The sequence below is a fragment of the Streptomyces sp. 5-10 genome, from assembly GCF_014712245.1.
Classification (GTDB): Bacteria; Actinomycetota; Actinomycetes; order Streptomycetales; family Streptomycetaceae; genus Streptomyces; species Streptomyces violaceusniger.
In genome coordinates, this window is the sequence record NZ_JACVYG010000017.1 from 19,085 (window position 1) to 36,043 (window position 16,959).

Annotated in this window: 15 protein-coding genes and 2 pseudogenes; 13 read left to right on the forward strand and 4 right to left on the reverse strand. The window is 68.4% G+C overall.

Translation table 11 applies throughout. The features are described from left to right. Positions 1-115 precede the first annotated feature (115 nt). Entirely contained in the window at positions 116-931 is an 816-nt protein-coding gene (locus IEJ02_RS20265) for a helix-turn-helix domain-containing protein (protein ID WP_275562400.1), read from the forward strand. Positions 932-2,038: 1,107 nt separating this feature from the next. Here IEJ02_RS20265 and IEJ02_RS20270 read toward each other — a convergent pair. Next, positions 2,039-3,097 (reverse strand): LacI family DNA-binding transcriptional regulator, encoded by a 1,059-nt coding sequence (locus IEJ02_RS20270; protein WP_191066264.1) that lies wholly within the window; start codon positions 3,095-3,097, stop codon positions 2,039-2,041. Between the two features lie 398 nt (positions 3,098-3,495). On the opposite strand from IEJ02_RS20270, the gene IEJ02_RS20275 reads away from it, so the two are divergent. From IEJ02_RS20275 to IEJ02_RS20290, 4 genes are read left to right on the forward strand one after another with little or no spacing between them, the layout of a single operon-like run. Then, on the forward strand, positions 3,496-4,794 hold the full coding sequence (locus IEJ02_RS20275) for an ABC transporter substrate-binding protein (protein ID WP_191066169.1): 1,299 nt from the start codon (positions 3,496-3,498) through the stop codon (positions 4,792-4,794). 11 nt (positions 4,795-4,805) lie between these two features. Further along, positions 4,806-5,867, forward strand: coding sequence for a carbohydrate ABC transporter permease (locus IEJ02_RS48670; RefSeq protein ID WP_275562408.1), 1,062 nt, complete (start codon positions 4,806-4,808; stop codon positions 5,865-5,867). Further along, positions 5,864-6,697, forward strand: coding sequence for a carbohydrate ABC transporter permease (locus tag IEJ02_RS20285; protein WP_191066170.1), 834 nt, complete (start codon positions 5,864-5,866; stop codon positions 6,695-6,697). The genes IEJ02_RS48670 and IEJ02_RS20285 overlap by 4 nt, the downstream gene beginning before the upstream one ends. A 46-nt stretch (positions 6,698-6,743) precedes the next feature. Then, positions 6,744-8,381, forward strand: coding sequence for a glycoside hydrolase family 13 protein (locus IEJ02_RS20290; protein WP_191066171.1), 1,638 nt, complete (start codon positions 6,744-6,746; stop codon positions 8,379-8,381). A gap of 459 nt (positions 8,382-8,840) precedes the next feature. On the opposite strand, the gene IEJ02_RS20295 is transcribed toward IEJ02_RS20290, so the two are convergent. Then, positions 8,841-9,773 carry a GlxA family transcriptional regulator gene (locus tag IEJ02_RS20295; RefSeq protein ID WP_191066172.1) on the reverse strand — a complete coding sequence of 311 codons (933 nt, stop codon included), beginning with the start codon at positions 9,771-9,773 and terminating at the stop codon, positions 8,841-8,843. A 70-nt stretch (positions 9,774-9,843) separates the two neighbouring features. Between IEJ02_RS20295 and IEJ02_RS20300 the strand changes: the two genes are divergently transcribed. The 8 genes and pseudogenes from IEJ02_RS20300 to IEJ02_RS20330 all read left to right on the forward strand — a co-directional run bounded on the left by IEJ02_RS20300 (position 9,844) and on the right by IEJ02_RS20330 (position 15,310). Beyond that, complete coding sequence (locus IEJ02_RS20300) at positions 9,844-10,518, forward strand: HD domain-containing protein (protein ID WP_191066266.1); 675 nt, start codon at positions 9,844-9,846, stop codon at positions 10,516-10,518. Positions 10,519-10,556: 38 nt separating this feature from the next. Next, a complete protein-coding gene (locus tag IEJ02_RS20305; protein WP_191066173.1) occupies positions 10,557-10,976 on the forward strand; it encodes a RidA family protein in 420 nt (139 codons plus the stop codon). Between the two features lie 77 nt (positions 10,977-11,053). After that, positions 11,054-12,148: an MFS transporter gene (locus IEJ02_RS20310; protein ID WP_191066174.1), complete on the forward strand. Its 1,095-nt coding sequence runs from the start codon at positions 11,054-11,056 to the stop codon at positions 12,146-12,148. A gap of 197 nt (positions 12,149-12,345) precedes the next feature. After that, positions 12,346-13,186: pseudogene (locus IEJ02_RS20315) on the forward strand (IS256 family transposase); the annotation flags it as partial. Between the two features lie 172 nt (positions 13,187-13,358). Next, positions 13,359-13,730 (forward strand): hypothetical protein, encoded by a 372-nt coding sequence (locus IEJ02_RS20320; protein WP_191066277.1) that lies wholly within the window; start codon positions 13,359-13,361, stop codon positions 13,728-13,730. Positions 13,731-13,931: 201 nt separating this feature from the next. After that, positions 13,932-14,240 carry a transposase gene (locus IEJ02_RS50785; protein WP_369075651.1) on the forward strand — a complete coding sequence of 103 codons (309 nt, stop codon included), beginning with the start codon at positions 13,932-13,934 and terminating at the stop codon, positions 14,238-14,240. Positions 14,241-14,332: 92 nt separating this feature from the next. Further along, a pseudogene (locus tag IEJ02_RS51375) lies at positions 14,333-14,602 on the forward strand (helix-turn-helix domain-containing protein); the annotation flags it as partial. A gap of 81 nt (positions 14,603-14,683) precedes the next feature. After that, positions 14,684-15,310, forward strand: a complete 627-nt coding sequence (locus IEJ02_RS20330; protein ID WP_191066175.1) for a TetR/AcrR family transcriptional regulator — start codon at positions 14,684-14,686, stop codon at positions 15,308-15,310. Between the two features lie 45 nt (positions 15,311-15,355). On the opposite strand, the gene IEJ02_RS20335 is transcribed toward IEJ02_RS20330, so the two are convergent. Further along, positions 15,356-16,156, reverse strand: a complete 801-nt coding sequence (locus IEJ02_RS20335) for an SDR family NAD(P)-dependent oxidoreductase (protein ID WP_191066176.1) — start codon at positions 16,154-16,156, stop codon at positions 15,356-15,358. A gap of 177 nt (positions 16,157-16,333) precedes the next feature. Beyond that, positions 16,334-16,615 (reverse strand): PNPOx family protein, encoded by a 282-nt coding sequence (locus IEJ02_RS20340; protein ID WP_191066177.1) that lies wholly within the window; start codon positions 16,613-16,615, stop codon positions 16,334-16,336. Between the last annotated feature and the right edge of the window lie 344 nt (positions 16,616-16,959).

Consider the following 16,959-nt stretch of genomic DNA (forward strand, 5'->3'; position numbering starts at 1 on the left):
CGAGGAGCCCGGAAGCCCTCGCATGCTGCAAGCGTCCTCCCGGCGGCGGGATCCGGTCTTGAAGATCCTTGCAGCGGGGGCGCGGTTGTCAGACCCCCCACGTAGCGTGCGACGGGTGCTCAGAGCCATTTCTGTTGCCAGCCGCCCCGACTTCAACATCAGCGCGGTGACCTGCCGTTCCGACCACGACCGCTGGTCGGCGCCGGAGGTGCGCGCCGACTACCGCGTGGTGCTCGTGCGCCGCGGCCGGTTCCGCAGAAAAGCCGCAGGCACCCCAGCCGACATCGATGCGACCCTGGCCTACGTGGGCGCACCGGGCGAGGAAGAGAGCTTCGCCCATCCCACCGGCGGCGACGTGTGCACGTCGATCAGCGTGACACCGAAGCTGTGGCGCTCCCTCGCCGGAGACACCGAGGCACCGGCCGTCCAGACCTTCTACGTCGACCCACACCTCGACCTCGCCCACCGCCGCCTGCTCACCGCCGCCTGCTCCGAAGACGTCGACTATGCGCTCACCGAAGAGCTGCTGACCCTCCTGTCGACCGCCATCGGCCGCACCGTGACCGGACCGACCCCGCTCGCTCCCACCTCCTCGGGGCGCGACCGGCCCCTCATCGCGGCCGCCCGCGAGGCGATCATCGAAGCCCACCCTGCGTCGGACACGCTGTTCTCGCTCGCCAAGCTCCTCGGCGTCTCCCCCTACAGCCTCAGCCGGGCCTTCCCACGCGAACTCGGCGTGACAGTCACCCAGTACCGCCAGCGCGTCCGGATCGGCAAGGCCCTCGACCGCCTGGAGGCAGGCGAGCACAGCCTCAGCACCCTCGCCGCCGACCTCGGCTATGCCGACCAGGCCCACCTCACCCGCACGATGCGCCAACACCTCGGTCACACACCGACAGCTCTTCGCCGTCTGCTCTCCCCAACACGCTGACCCCCGTACATGAGCACGGTTCTCGCTGAAGACCAAAGCGCTGCTGCACCGAGGCCACGGAGCGCCCTACGGCATCCCGTCCACGGGGTGTCGGCCTTCCGGCACGCAGGGAATTGCGCAACGTCGAAGTACTGCCTCTTCACCAGTAGCTGCCGAACCGCATCACGGTCGAGCCCGACTCGATCGTGATGCGCGTCCCCGCCCGCCTGATCAGCGCCATCGAGGGCAGCGACTACTCCGCCGTACCGACCCGGCGGAAACGCCGGCCAGCCCGACCGCCCCACTCCTCCCCCACCGCCCCGGCAGGCCGGTGGAGCGTGCAGCACCTGCCCGCGCCTGCCGGCGGCCCCAGGCGCCGGGTCATCCACCACGAATCGTGCTGGATACCGGCCGGCGATGCAGACCTCACGCTCGACCAGGCGCTGCGCGAGCTCAACCGGGTAGCGAACCATGCACCGCCTGCGATGCCCGCCATCTCCCGCCGTCCTGAAGTCGGCAGACCCGGCATCGCCCGTCGGCAGCCTCTGCGCACCCAGAGTCTGCATCAGGCGGACAGCGGCCTGAGCTGGGCACTCTGCCGCTCGCGTGTTTAGGCTGGGGTGACCCCGCCGGGTGGCCGGCGCGGTGGGCTTCGTAGGTTCTCAACTTCGCTGTCAGGCGACGGTTCTGTGACCTGCGGTTCTTCTCCTTGTCTCCGTCCGTGTCGCTGAGCTGTTGTCTCAGGAGCGTGTCACTTCCTCAGCGCGACATTGGACCGCTCACACACAGCCCGGCAGACTCGTTCGCGTGGTGTGCCTGCGGGTCCCCTCGACTGACGACTGGCCGTTGTGGCGGGACGTTCGTCTCGCTGCGCTGGCTGAGGCTCCGCACTCCTTCAAGTCCCGACTGTGCGCTCCACACGAGGCACTCCCTGCAAACAGTTGTGGGATGCCGCCGTCTGCGAATCCGTATGGCTTGAGAACCCCGACCAACAGCGCGTCCGCCGCAGCCCGACTCACCAGCTTGTTCATGCCGCCCTGCAGGATTACCGAGGTCAGCTCATCGCCCACCTCGACGTCTGATCGCGGGCCCACCGTCGACAGCGCAGCGAGCCTGGCGCCACGTCGCTCATCGAACGACGTGGCGAAGAGTTCCATTCGGCTGTCCGTCGGTCTCTCGCTCGCCCTGAGGGCTGGGTGGCGGGGCAGTGGTTCCCCGCGGGATCAGGTGCGTGGGGAGGACGACGTGCTGTTCGCGGTCTGCCTCGGAGTCGTTGATCAGTTTCAGGGCCAGTTCGCCGGCAGCTCGGCCCATGTCCGAGGGGGACTGGGCCACGGTCGACAGGTCGAGCCATTCGGCCATCAGCTGGTCGTCGAAGCCGAGGACGGAGATCCGTTCGGGTACGTCGATCTGTGCCATGCGCAGACTCAGGATGACGGAGGCCGCCAGTTCGTCCTGCTCGGCGAAAATCGCCGTAGGGGGTTCGCGCAGGCTCAACAGTTTCCCGACGGCCTGGGTGGTGCCGCGCTTGTCGCGGGGTGGGGTGGTGACCACCAGGTCGTCGTCCAGGGGGATGCCCGCCTCGGTGAGTGCCTGCTGGTAACCGAGGAGGCGCTCGCGTGAGCTGAAACTGAAGCCGCGGGCATTGCTGGTGTGCGCGAAGGCGATCCGGCGGTGTCCGAGGTTGATCAGGTGGCGGGTGGCCTTGGATGCGCCGGCGACGTCGTCGACGTAAACGCTGGGGCGGCCCTCGACGTGCTGGCTGATGTAGATGACCGGCATGCCGAGGCTGTCCAGCCGAGCGGTCTCTTCCTCGTTGAGGTCGAAGCAGAACACCAGGAGCGCGTCGGCGTTGCGCCGGGCTGGCAGACGCTCGAAAAACGCGGCCCGCTCGTCCAGATCAGGGACCACGTACACGGTCAGTTCCATGCCGGCCTCGCGCAGCAGCGGCCCCAGGCTGGACAGCGCCGCCCCCATGAACCACGAGTCGAGCGTGGGCACGAGCACCGCCATGACGCCGGTCCGGCCGGTGACCAGGCTCGACGCCTGCCGCGAGATCGCGAAGTTCAGCTCGCGGGCGGCCTTCTCGACGCGGGCACGGACCTCGGGTGAGACCGATGCCAGGCCGCGCATCGTGCGCGAGACGGTGGACGGGGAAACCCCCGCCCGTTTGGCGACGTCGGCCAACGTGGGGTGCCGCTGAGCTGGTGCCATGAGCGGAAGTTAGCACAGTTCATGGCTCTGACGGGAGACTCTGTGACAGCGCTGTCACGGTGACCTTCGGGGGATGGAATGCCGGTTACGCCCAGCATCGGTGCGGTATCGATTGCCTGGATCGTTCGTGCTACCGCGACGTTACGCATTGACTTCCGGTGAGTGCACTCCTAGCGTGCAAGCGTTGTCTCAGCGAAGGCGGAGCCGTCGCCGTGAAGTCATCCTTCTGGGCTTTGACCTGCGCTTTTGATCGACAAGACCGCCGTGACAGCACAGTCTCGCAACAGAGCCATCCCAGAGTCATCTCGGTAGCTACTCCCTACAGGGCGCCCCGCCGAGACTTCGGTTCCGCACGTCCAGGAGAGACAGTGTTGAACGCCAGAACCACCAGAGTCCTTCAGTGCTCGGCCGTGCTCGTCACCGCTGGGCTCGTCCTCACCGCCTGCGGCTCCTCCGACAGCGGCGGTTCCTCGGGGCAGTCCAAGATCCCGTCGTTCACCGGTCGTGGCCCGATCACGTACGCGGCCGCCAAGGACAGCTCCGGCGTCGTCCAGAAGGTCATCGATCGCTGGAACAAGGCGCACCCGAAGGAGAAGGTCACCTTCGTCCAGCTGCCGGCGGATGTGAACCAGCAGCGCCAGCAGATGATCCAGAACGCCGAGACAAAGTCCGACGCCTACACCGTGCTCTCCCTGGACGTGGTGTGGACCTCGGAGTTCGCCGCCCACCGGTGGATCGACCAGCTGCCCACCGACCAGTTCCCGCTGGACAAGATGCTCAAGCCGACAGTGGAGACGGCCAAGTACCGCGGCAACCCGTACGCGGTCCCGGCGGCCTCCGACGGCGGCCTGCTGTACTACCGCACCGACCTCCTGAAGAAGGCCGGGATCAGCGCCACGCCCACGACATGGGCGAAAATGAAGGCCGACTGCGCCAAGGTCAAGAAGCTGCCCGAGGCCAAGGGCATGTCCTGCTACGCCGGCCAGTTCCAGAAGTACGAGGGCCTGACGGTCAACTTCGCCGAGGCCGTGAACTCCGCCGACGGCGCCGTCACCGACGCCAAGGGCAAGCCCGACGTCGACACGCCTGAGGCGAAGAAGGGCCTGGACTTCCTCGTCGACTCCTTCAAGGACGGCACGATCCCGAAGGAGGCCATCACCTACCAGGAGGAGGAAGGCCGCCAGGCGTTCCAGTCCGGCAAGCTGATCTTCCTGCGCAACTGGCCGTACATGTACTCGCAGGCCGAGAAGAGCAAGGTCGCGGGCAAGTTCGCGGTCACGCCGCTGCCCGGCCTGAACGGGCCCGGCTCCTCCAGCCTGGGCGGCCACAACGTGGCCCTGTCCTCCTTCGCCAAGAACAAGGCCACAGCGCTGGACTTCATGAAGTTCTTCACCAGCCAGAACAGCGCGAGCACGTTCCTCAAGGAGGCCTCGCTCGCCCCGCCGTACCAGGCCCTGTACGACGACCAGGCGCTGGTCAAGCAGTACCCGTACCTGCCGGTGCTGAAGAAGTCGATCCTCAACGCCGTGCCACGCCCCCGGGTGGTCCAGTACGGCGACGCGTCCTCGGCGATCCAGCAGGAGGCGTACGCGGCCCTGAACGGTGACAAGAGCAGCGCGCGGGCGCTGAAGGACCTGCAGGCCGAGCTGCGGAAGTCCGCGGCACAGTGAGGAGGAAAGCCGTGGTCGACACCGAGATCCCACCCGGCACCGCCGCGGCCAGCCCCGTCAGTACGGCAGACGGCCGTCCAGGAACGCCCACCGTGCCGGTGAAGGGAAGCAAGCGGGCCTGGGCGAGCGCGGCTTCGGGGCGGACGGCGGCACTGCTGGTGTCGCCGACCCTCCTGGTGCTGACCGTCGTCGTGCTCTACCCGACGATCATGGCGTTCCGGGAGTCGCTGCTGGGCGCCAAGGGCCTGGACCCGAAGACCGGCTTCATCAGCGACACCGAACCGTTCGTGGGGCTGCAGAACTACGCCGACATCTTCAGCGCCGCCGGAGACCGGTTCTGGAACGCCTTCTGGAACACCACCTTCTTCACCGTCGTCACGGTCGGACTGGAGACCCTGATCGGCGTGGCCATGGCGCTGATCATGCACAAGGCGTTCAGCGGCCGGGCCCTGATCCGGGCCAGCATCCTCATCCCCTGGGCCGTGCCCACGGCCATCTCCGGCCTGCTGTGGCGGTGGATCTTCAACAGCGACGGCATCGCCAACGCCCTCCTCGGCCACCAGGTCCTGTGGACCACCGAGGGCTTCCACGCCAAGGTCGCCGTCATCATCGCCGAGGTGTGGAAGACCTCCCCCTTCATCGGGCTGCTGGTCCTGGCCGGCCTGCAGGTCATCCCGAAGGAGGTGTACGAGGCGGCCCGGATCGACGGGGCCGGCCCGCTCGCCCAGTTCCGGCGGATCACCCTGCCGCTGGTGAAGCCCGCGTTGCTGGTGGCGGTGCTCTTCCGCTGCCTGGACGCGCTGCGGATGTTCGACCTGCCCTACATCCTCATCGGCGCCCAGAAGAACTCGGTGGAAACCCTGTCCATGCTCGCCCAGAACGAGGCGTCCAACGTCCGCTTCGGACCCGCCGCCGCCTACGCGGTGCTCCTCTTCCTATATGTCTTCCTCATCGCGCTGGGCTTCGTTCGTCTGCTGGGCGCGGACGTCGTCGGTGACGTCGGCGGCCCGCGCAAGCCCAAGCGCAAGCTACGACGTACCTCGGTGCGAAGCGGTGCGGAGGTGCCGGCATGACGACCACGGCGAAATGGCGAGCCTGGCTGCTCTACCTGGGAGTCGCCGCGGTGGTGGCCTACTGTCTGGCCCCCTTCTACTGGATGCTCGTCTCCAGCCTGCGCCGCACCTCCGACATCTTCGACACCTCACTGATCCCCTCTTCGGTGTCGTTCGAGAACTACCGAGCGGTCTTCAGCCCCTCCCAGGGATTCGGCCGCGCCCTGCTCAACAGCCTGATCGTCTCCGGCATCACCACCGCGCTGGCGCTGCTGCTGGCCACGTTCACCGCGTACGCGATGGCACGGCTGGAGTTCCGGTTCAAGCGACTGATCCTCACCCTGATCATCGCCACCTCGATGTTCCCGGTGGTGTCGATCGTGGTCCCGCTGCTGAAGCTGTTCGCGGACATCGGCTGGATCAACACCTACCAGGCGATGATCGTGCCGAGCATGTCCTTCGTGCTGCCACTGGCGGTATGGAACCTGACCACGTTCTTCCGCCAGATGCCGGACGAACTGGAGGAAGCCGCAATGATCGACGGCTGCACCCGGGGCCAGGCGTTCCGCAAGGTCATCATCCCGCTCGCCGCACCCGGCATCTTCACCACGGCCATCATCAGCTTCATCGCCGCGTGGAACGAGTTCCTCATCGCCCTGTCGATGACGAACAAGCAGCAGATGCAGACCGCGCCGGTCGCCATCTCCAAGTTCACCGGCGCCACCCAGTTCGACATCCCCTTCGGCAGCCAGATGGCAGCGGGCATCCTAGTCACCGTCCCTCTGGTGATCATGGTGCTCATCTTCCAGCGCCGCATCGTCGCCGGACTCACCGCGGGCGCGGCCAAGTAGCCTCCGGCTCACCCACGCCCCCTCTCAAAGGACCCTTCCCACCACCATGCACTCCACCACGCCCTGGTGGCGCAGCGCCGTCATCTACCAGGTCTACATCCGCAGCTTCGCCGACGGGAACGGCGACGGGGTCGGCGACATCGCCGGTCTGCGCTCCCGCCTGCCCTACCTTGAGCAGCTGGGGGTGGACGCCCTCTGGATCAACCCCTGGTACAAGTCCCCGATGGCCGACGGCGGCTACGACGTCGCCGACTTCCGCGAGATCGACCCGCTGTTCGGCACGGTCGCCGACGCCGAGCAGCTCATCGCCGAAGCACACCGGCACGGGATCCGCATCATCCCCGACATCGTGCCCAACCACACCTCCGACCAGCACACCTGGTTCCAGGCCGCCCTCGCGGCCGGCCCCGGCAGCCCGGAGCGCGAGCGCTACATCTTCCGCCCCGGCCGCGGGCCCGACGGTGCCGAGCCACCCAACGACTGGGTCTCCTGCTTCGGCGGCCCCGCCTGGACCCGGCTGCCCGACGGCGAGTGGTATCTCCACCTGTACGCCCCCGAACAGCCCGACCTCAACTGGCAGCACCCCGACGTCCACGCCGATTTCGAGTCCATCCTGCGGTTCTGGTTCAGCCGGGGCGTCGACGGCTTCCGCATCGACGTCGCCCACGGACTCGTCAAGGACCCCGAACTGCCCGACCTGCCGCCCCTCCTCGACTCGGCGGACGGACCTCGCCACCACATCCAGCACCCGCACTGGGACCGCGACGAGGTCCACGCCATTTACCGCACTTGGCGCAAGGTCGCCGACGAGTTCGAAGGCGACCGCTGCTTCGTCGCCGAAGCCTGGGCCGACACCCCCGAACGGCTGGCCGCCTACGTCCGCCCCGGCGGTCTGCACACCGCGTTCAACTTCGACTTTCTCATGGCCAGCTGGGACGCCAAGGACCTGCGGGCGGTCATTGACGATTCACTGGCCATGCTCCACGCGGTGGGCGCACCGGCCACCTGGGTCCTGTCCAACCACGACGTCATGCGCCACACCAGCCGCTACGCCCGCAAGACCGTCGCACGGTGGGTACCCAACGAGCGCTACCAGCCCGAAGGCAACGTCGACCTGGAACTTGGCACCCGCCGCGCCCGCGCCGCCGCGCTGCTCATGCTCGCCCTCCCCGGCGGTGCCTACCTCTACCAAGGCGACGAACTCGGCCTCCCCGAGGTCGAGGACCTGCCCGAATCCGTCCTCCAGGACCCCATCTGGGAACGCTCCGGACACACCGACCACGGCCGCGACGGCTGCCGCGTCCCCCTCCCCTGGTCCGGACAGAGCGCCCCCTTCGGATTCAGCCCCGAGAACGCTCCCGCCGAACCCTGGCTGCCGCAGCCCGCGAACTGGGGCGAACGCAGCGTGGAGGCGCAGACCGGCGATGAGAGTTCGATGCTGGAGCTGTACCGCACCGCGCTCCGCATACGCCGCGAGAACCCCGCCCTCGGCGACGGCACCATGACCTGGCTCGACGCCCCCTCCGGAGTCCTCTCCTTCCGGCGCGACCCCGGATTCGTCTGCGTGGTCAACCTCTCCACCGAGCCCTATCGGCTGCCCGACCACACCTCGATCCTGCTGGCCAGTGGCCCCGTCACAAGCGGCCTGCTCGCCCCCCACCAGGCGGCCTGGCTCGCGGCATAGGCCCGACAGAGAACAGCAGCTTCCCCTCAAACCGCCAGGACCTGCCCGGTGTCACTCCCCGCCAATCGGGCAGGTCCTGGCCCACTCGCGGAGATCGACAGCGCCACGGCCCCGGTTGTATCGAATGGTTGACACAAGACTCGGTCCGCGACGCTCCTTCAAGCGGCCGGTGGCGCTGGTCAGCGTCCTGGACTATGCCCCGGACGCACCATAGTGAGACCGGGGAGTCACCCAGCAACCGGACTGGGCTGACCCGGTGGACGACCTCATCCCCCGAACCGCTCGGCGCGGTCGCTGCTGCCGACGGGCCGAGGCTACCTAGACCTGGTCGCCCTCTGGGGGCAGTGGGCCGAGTCGATCGACGGGGTTGCCCGAACCCCGTGGGATTGCGACTTCGGGCTTGATTGCGGGGTTGAGCGCCGCGCCGGTCACCGTCACTTCTGGTCTCTGTCGTGCCGGTCAGTTCTTGAAGGTGCGGCGGTAGGCGGTGGGGGTGGTGTCCAGTGCGCGCCGGAAGTGCAGCCGCAGGTTGGCTGCCGTGCCCAGCCCGCAGTCCCGCGCCACCCGGTCCATCGAGTGGTCCGTGGTTTCCAGCAGTTCCCGCGCGCTGCTGAGGCGGGCGTTGAGCAACCACTGCAGCGGGGTCGTGCCCGTCTCCTCGGTGAACCGGCGCATGAAGGTGCGCTGCGAGAGACCCGCGTGCCGGGCGAGCACACGCAGCGTGAGTGGCTCGCCGAGCCGGTCCAGGGCCCATCCCCGGGTACCGGACAGCGATGCTTCGCCGGCCACCGCGACCGGAGCCGGTACGTACTGGGCTTGCCCTCCTTCTCGATGCGGGGCGGCCACCAGACCGCGAGCGATCTGGTTGGCCACCACCGCCCCCAGGTCGCGGCGTACGAGGTGCAGGCACAGGTCGATGCCGCAGCAGACCCCGGCCGAGGTGAGGACGTCGCCCTCGTCGACGTAGAGGACGTCGCGGTCGACCGTGACGGCCGGGAAGCCCCGCTCGAGCTCGTCGATGTGCTTCCAGTGGGTCGTGGCGTGCAGCCCGTCCAGCACGCCCGCCGCGGCCAGTGCGAAGGCGCCCGTGCAGATCGACACCACACGTTTGCCTCGGTCACGGGCCTCGGCCAGCACGCCGAGCACGGCCTCCGGCAGCGGAAGGAGCGGTTCGTACCCCGGCACGATCACGGTGTCGGCGCCGCGAACCTGCTCCAGGTCCCCACCGGCGACCAGGGCGAATCCCGCGGTGGTGGCCACCTTCGCGTCCAGCGCGCACAGGGTCATCTTGTAGGAGGTTTCCGGCCGGGTGGTGAAGATCTGCGCCGGGATCGCCAGGTCGAGCGGGGTGACCCCGTCCAGCGCCAGGACCGCGACTCGGTGCACTGTCATGGCAAGATTCTATCGAAGTGAGGAAATTTTGCCTCTCGCCTGGTCAGGCGGTCTCGGCCAGGCTGAAGACATGACCGGACCTACCCGCCAGGCGACCGCCGACCTGAGCACGCTGCCCGGCACACCGCTTGCCGACGCCGTCGTCGATCTCATCCGGCCGGTGGAAACGCCGTCCGTGTTCAACCACAGCATCCGCAGTTACCTGTTCGCCCGGCTGGTGGCCAGCCGCCTCGGCCTGGCCGTCGGCCAGGACTACCACGACGACCTGCTGTTCGCCGCGTGCGCGATGCACGACCTCGGCGTGGCGTCGGACGGCCCGCACCGCCAGCGGTTCGAGGTCGAAGGCGCCGACCGGGCCGCCGCGTTCCTCATCGACCGCGGAGTGCCCGCGTCCGACGCCGACCAGGTCTGGCAGGCCATCGCCCTGCACACCTCCCCGGGCATCGCGGAACGCTGCGGCACCCTGTGCATGCTCGTCCGCGAAGGCGTCGCGCTCGATTTCGGCGGCCCGATGGGAAACGAGTACGTCGAAGCGCTCAGCGACGAGCAGGCCGATGCCGTGCACGCGGTGTACCCGCGACTGAACATGGTCGGTTCGCTCGTCGACGCGATCGTCGCGCAAGCCGCGAAAGACCCGAAGAACGCGCCCCGTTATTCGATCCCCGGCGAACTTCTCCGTGAACGCGAGGAGTTCGGCCGGACCAGGATGGAGCAGTCCTTCCGCTCGTCCCGCTGGGGCAACTGAAACCCACGATTCAGTAACAACGAAAGCGAAACACCGTAATGAGCATCCACACCGTCGAGGTCCCCGAGGACTCCGAAGTCTTCGGGAAGACCGTCAGCGCATTCGCGAACTTCGGCTACTCCGCCGCCGTTCGCTCGCACGGGCACCTGTTCATCGCCGGCACGATCGGCCGTCGGGCCGATGGCACCATCCCCGACGACATCGAGGAGCAGACCGAGATCGCCATCCGGAAGATCGAGGAGATCCTCCGGCTGGAAGGCCTCGATCTGTCCGCGCTCGTCGATGTGACCAGTTACCACGTCGACATCCACCAGCACCTGCCCGGCTTTTCCGCGGCCAAGGCGCGTCTGATCAATCCTCCCTATCCGGCCTGGTCACTGATCGGTGTCAGCGGGCTGGCCAGCCCCGGACTACTCGTTGAAATCCGCGCTACGGCCGCCTACCCCGACCCGTCCTGACAGACCGCCGCTCCTGGGCCGGGTCCAAGCCCGGATCTCGAGTCCAGGAGCGGCTGATCACCTACCTGGAATTCCTCATGAAGATCTTCCGGCGTCCGGGCCTTCGCGACCTCCTGTTGCCGGCCTCGATCATCGTCTCCTTCCTGGCTTCGTCCAGCGCTCCGACGCCGCTCTACGCCGCATACGCCGATCTTTGGCATTTCTCACCGATAACGACCACCACCGTCTTCGGTGTGTATGCCATCACCGTTCTGGCCGCGCTGCTCGTGCTCGGCAGGGCATCCAATCACCTGGGCCGTAAACCGGTGCTGCTGGGCGCGCTGGCCTTGCAGATCGCCGCCATGATCGTTTTCGGCGAAGCCGATTGCACTGTGGCCCTGTTCACTGGGCGGATCCTGCAAGGGATCGCAACCGGAAGCGCCTTGGGCACGCTCGGCGCGATGATGCTGGACATCGACCGCGAAAGCGGCACCCGCGCCAATGCCGTCGCTCCCGGACTGGGTTCCGGGACCGGCGCCCTGTTCTCCGGGCTGATCGTGCAGTACCTGCCGGCGCCAACTCGGCTCGTCTATGCCGTGTTCATCGGGATCTTCGCCGTGCAGGCTCTCGGCGTGGCGCTGCTGCCGCGAGGTACCGGGCGCAGGCCCGGACTGTGTGCCGCACTCGTACTCGAACTCGTGATGCCCCGCCACTTGCGCCGCGCTTTCCTCGCCGTGGCACCGGTGCTGTTCGCCGTATGGTCACTCGGCGGTTTCTACGGCTCACTCGCACCGGGCCTGGCCCGGCAGTTGTCCGGTTCGAACTCCGTGGTGCTCGGCGCTCTCGGACTGTTCGTGCTCACCGTCGTTTCCTCAACCACCATCATCGTATTCGCGCGTATGACGGCCAAGACGATGATGTACCTGGGAATCGCGCTACTCGTACTCGGCTCGCTGGGCACCCTGGTGGCTGTCGAAGCGTCTTCGGCCACCGGATTCTTCGCCGGCGCTTCCGTCTTCGGGATCGGTTTCGGCGCGGGATTGCCGATCACCCTTCGCGGAACGTCGGCGACAACCGCGTCTGGCTCGCTTCCATGTGCCAATATCCCGTCGACGCCAAGGACGGGCCTGACACCGCCGCGGCTGACACAGACCGTCCACAGACGATGTCGCCGATGTTGCGTGGGCTGGTGATGAAGTGTCGTAGCGCGGGCCGACAGTTCCGGTTGCTCAGTGTCGCGAGGGTCGGGGGTGGGTCAGGCAGAGAATTGCCATGCCGGCGATCTCGGCGCTCCATTGGCTCCACGTCAGGCCGTTAGGTGAACGGCCAGTGCCCAGGACGGGGGTTTGTACGGTGAGTGGTGTAACTCCCGAGCTAGAAGCGACAGTTGATGACTGACGTGACGAGTGACACCGGGCCGGGAAGGCCGCTGTGAGTGGGGCGGGCGCCGTGGATGACGGGCTGGTCGCCGAGCTGGTGGCCCGGGCCCAGGCCGGTGGGGTGAAGCTCACCGGGGAGAGCGGCCTGCTGCAGCAGCTCACGAAGCGGGTGCTGGAGTCCGCGCTGGAAGGCGAACGCACCGATCATCTGGGCCACGAGCCCGGTGAGCGGGCCGAGGGTGGCTGGGAGAACTACCGCAACGGACACCGCTCCAAGACGGTGATCACCGTGTCGGGGCCGGTCGAGATCGCGGTGCCGCGGGACCGGGCCGGGTCGTTCGAGCCGCAGCTGGTCAAGAAGCGGCAGCGGCGTCTGGGCGGGGTGGACGAGATGGTCCTGTCGCTGTCGGCGAAGGGGCTGACGCACGGGGAGATCTCCGCGCATCCGCCGAGGTGTACGGCGCGGAGATCTCCAAGTCCACGATCTCCACGATCACCGACAGCGTGATGGCCGGCATGAGCGAATGGCAGAACCGTCCCCTGGCGAGCGTCTACCCGGTCGTCTTCATCGACTGCGTGAACGTGAAGGTCAGGGACGGGCAGGTCGCCAACCGGCCTGTCTACCTGGCGGTGGCGGTCACCGCCGAGGGACACCGGGACATCCTGGGCCTGTGGATCGGCGATGGCGGGGAGGGCGCGAAGCACTGGCTCCAGGTCCTGACCGAGATCAAGAACCGCGGCGCGGCCGATGTCCTGATGCTAGTCTGCGACGGCCTGACCGGCCTCCCGGACGCCGTGAACACCGTCTGGCCTGCGAGGATCGTCCAGACCTCATCCGTGCGCACTCCCAGGTGGCGGGAGACTCCCGCCGGTCACCGCGCCAGCGGGAGAGGACCTGTGCAAACGCGTTGCCTTCGAGGCCCACATGCAGACCAGTCCCTCCCGCTGGAGGCGGGCCGCGAACTGGCCAGCGGGAGTTGCGCTACGAGCGCCGAGATGAGGTACCAGCGGGGCCGCCCGGTCGGTGACGGACGTGCTGGTCGACGGCCGCGAGGTCGTCATCCGCCTGCGCGTACGGCGGCTGGTCTGTCCCCAGACCCTGCGTATCGCCCCCGCCTACCGGCCCACCCTCGTCGACCCCTACCGCGGCCACTTCCGCGAACGACGCCAGGCCGACCCCGCCGCGCCCGTCCTGCACCTGTTCCGCGAGATCAAGGAACATGGCTACACCGGCGGCCTCAACCTGCTGCACCGCTACCACAACCAGGGCCGCATGAAGGCGACCGCCCCGTCACCACTCCGCGCCACGCCAGCCGCCTCCTGCTCACCGACCCGAAACCTGCGCCTGGAGGAAACGGCCTGTTGGAGAGGATTGCCACGGCCTGCCCGGAGATGACCGCACTCGCCAATCTCCTACGCGGCTTCGCCGCACTGCTGAAACCGGCCGAGGGTAACGACGTGAAACTCACCGAGTGGATCATGGCCGCCCGCGCCGTCGATCTGCGCCACCTGCGCAGTCTCACCAACGGCCTCGAAATCGACCGGCCCGCCACGGACGCTGCTGACCGCCTGGATCGCCAAAGAGCGGCTGCGGGACCTGCTCGCCGCAGCCCGCACCAGCGCCGACCGGAGCTACATCGGACACCTGCGCTGGAAGTTCCTGACCTGGTGCGCCGACTCCGACATCCCCGAGGTCCGCCAGCTCGCCACCACCATCGACCGCTGGTGGGCCGAGATCGAAGCGTTCATCCACACCGGCCACAGCAACGCCGAAAGCGAGGGCATCAACCGCGTGATCAAGCTTGTCGCCCGCGCAGCCCACGGCTTCCGCAACCCCACCAACCAACGCCTACGCACACGCTGCGTCACCACCCGCCGAGCCCGCGGACACCTCCGCACCGCCTAAAATCGAAGACCCAGTAACGCACTCACGGCGAAGGGGCCGGTACGCGCCTTGGGTTCTAGGAGTCGTTGCAACACCCCAGTTCAGGGGATGCAATGGACTTCGAGATCCGTAAGGACCGGACGAAGCCTCAGGGGCGGAAGAAGCTCACCCGGGAGCGGGAGGCATACTCCCGGCTCATGCAGCAGGGCGTGAGCAACCGGGAAGCGTGCCGGATCGTCGGGATCGACGAGCGGACCGGCCAGAAGTGGCGGAACGGGCGTCACGCATACGGGAACCGGAAGGCGCTGCCACCGATAAACGTGGTGGCAGCGCCTTCCGGGCCGTCCCGGTACCTGCGCGAGACGGACCGCATCCACATCGCCGTGGGTGCGGCCGCCGGCTGGGCCGCCCGCTGGGTCGGCCGGTTGTCTACGGTCGTAGATGGTGGGTCGTATGCTCGTTCCATGACTGGTGGACAGGCGCCTCGCCGGCGGGATGCGGCGGCGACACGCGAAGCGATCCTGGCGGCCGCGGTGGTGGAGTTCACCGAGCACGGGTACGACCGGGCCGGGGTACGGCAGATCGCCGAGCGCGCGGGCGTCACGGCGATGATGATCAACCGCTACTTCGGATCGAAGCAGGGCCTGTTCACCGAGGCGGTGGATCGCCTCTTCGGGCCGCCGACGGTGGTGGGCACCGAATCCCGTGGCCTGACGGGGGCGATGGCCCGGTCGCTCGCCGAGCGCACGAGTGCGGGTGCCGAGCGCCTCGACCCGTTTCTGCTGATGCTCCGCTCCGCGTCGGACCCGGAGGCCGCCGCCATCCTCCGGCAGGGGATCGAGACGCACGTCGGCGCCCGGCTGGCGGGACTGGTCGGCGGCCCGGAGGCCGAGTTGCGCGCCCAGTTGGGTCTGGCACTGGCCGCGGGGACGTGGCTGCTGCGCACGGTCGTCGGCGTCGGCGCGCTGGCGGACGCCGACGACGACCGGCTGGCGGAGTTGCTGGCCGCGATGCTCCAGCCGGTCACGGACGGGGCGGAGGCTCGTGGCGCCGGGCCCCGGAGCGCCGAGGACGGGGGCGGCGAGGCATAGCGGGCGGATGCGCCGTCGTGCCGGGTCCGCCGGGATGTCGCCGGCTCAGAAGGCCGAGCGGATCAGGCCGCCGTCCACCCGGATCGTCGCTCCGCTGACGTACTGTGCGTGCGGCCCGCACAGGTAGGCGACGGCCGCGGCGATCTCGTCGGGTTCGCCGAAGCGGTTCTGGTCGTTGGGGATGAGCGCCTCGATGGCGTTGGGGTGGATGTCGTCCCAGGTCTGCCCCCAGCCGCGGTCGGGTCCGATCTGGGTGACGAGGGTCTTGACGCTGTCGACGAGGATCGCGCCGGGGGAGACCACGTTGGAGGTGACGCCGGTGCCCTTGAGGTCGCGGGCCAGGGAGACCGCCAGGTTGTGCCGGGCGGCGAGGGTCGCGTTGTACTGGGGGTGGGTGTTCATCGGCTGGGAGGCGAGTCCGCCGCCGATGGTGATCACGCGGCCCCAGCCGCGTTCGCGCATGGCCGGGACCAGGTGCTGGATCATCCGCACCCCCGAGACGACGTTGACGTTGTAGGTGTCGTTCCACTCCTGGGGAGTGGCGTCCGCCCACGACAGGTGCCGGTAGAAACCGGCGTTGTTGACGAGAATGTCGACGGGTCCGCCGGCGGTGGCGGCCCGGGCTGCGTCGGCGGCGCCTTCGTCGGTGGCCAGGTCGCCCAGCGCGGTGTCGGCCGTCCCGCCGGCTGCGCGGATCGCCGCCGCGACGGCCTCCACGCGGTCCTTGTCGCGTCCGTGGATCACCACGGCGGCGCCCTCGGCTGCCAGCATCCTGGCGGTCGCCTCGCCGAGCCCTGCGCTGGAGCCGGTGACGAGTGCGCGCTTGCCGGTGAGATCGAGGTTCATGGTGCTGAGTCCTTTCCGTCGGCCGGGCTGCCCTCGCGCCCTGTTCGTGCGAGCGGCGGCCGGCCACATCTCCAAGTATACACTTGTAGACCTATTGGGATCGGCCGGCCTTAACAGGCCTCCCACCTGCTATGACCCGTCGCGGATGGGTGCCTTGCCACGCCCTGGGGCGTCGACTCAGAAGGTGACCTCCAGGGCGACGATCGGGTGGCGGCGCCGCCGCCCGGTCACGTTGGCGTACAGGTCACCCAGGCGGGCGAGCAGGTACTTGCGGCCGAGCAGCCGGCGGACCTTCTCCGCGCCGTCGGCGTCGAGCAGCCGGCCGCTGCCCACCGCCTCGGCCGCGCCGGCCTTGATCCGGCCGCGCACGTCGCAGACCACGACCTTGACCCGCGGATCCGCCCGCAGCCGCTTCGGCGGCCATCTCGGCCGGGGCCTGACTGTGACGGAAGCGGCCACCGCCAGCCGGCAGATCACGCGGCCGGGTGACCGCCGGGCCCTTGACCCTCGTGGCGAACACCCCGCACGCGGGACAGGCCCGCGCGCCGTGGTCTGCGGTGACCAGATGCACCCTGCGGGTGCCGTCCTCCAGCCGCTCCACCGTTGCGACGGCCAGGCCGTCCACCAGGCCGAGCAGCAACGTCGCATCGGTATCGTTGTCCAAGCCCGGGGTTTCCGGTGATCGTTCTGCGTAGAGAACAGAAATGATCGCCCACGGGCATCCTGCTGTCGGGGCCACCCAACACCCCGGTGGATCTCACACAACGTGACAGCCGATCAGCCCACTCAAAGCCACACACCGC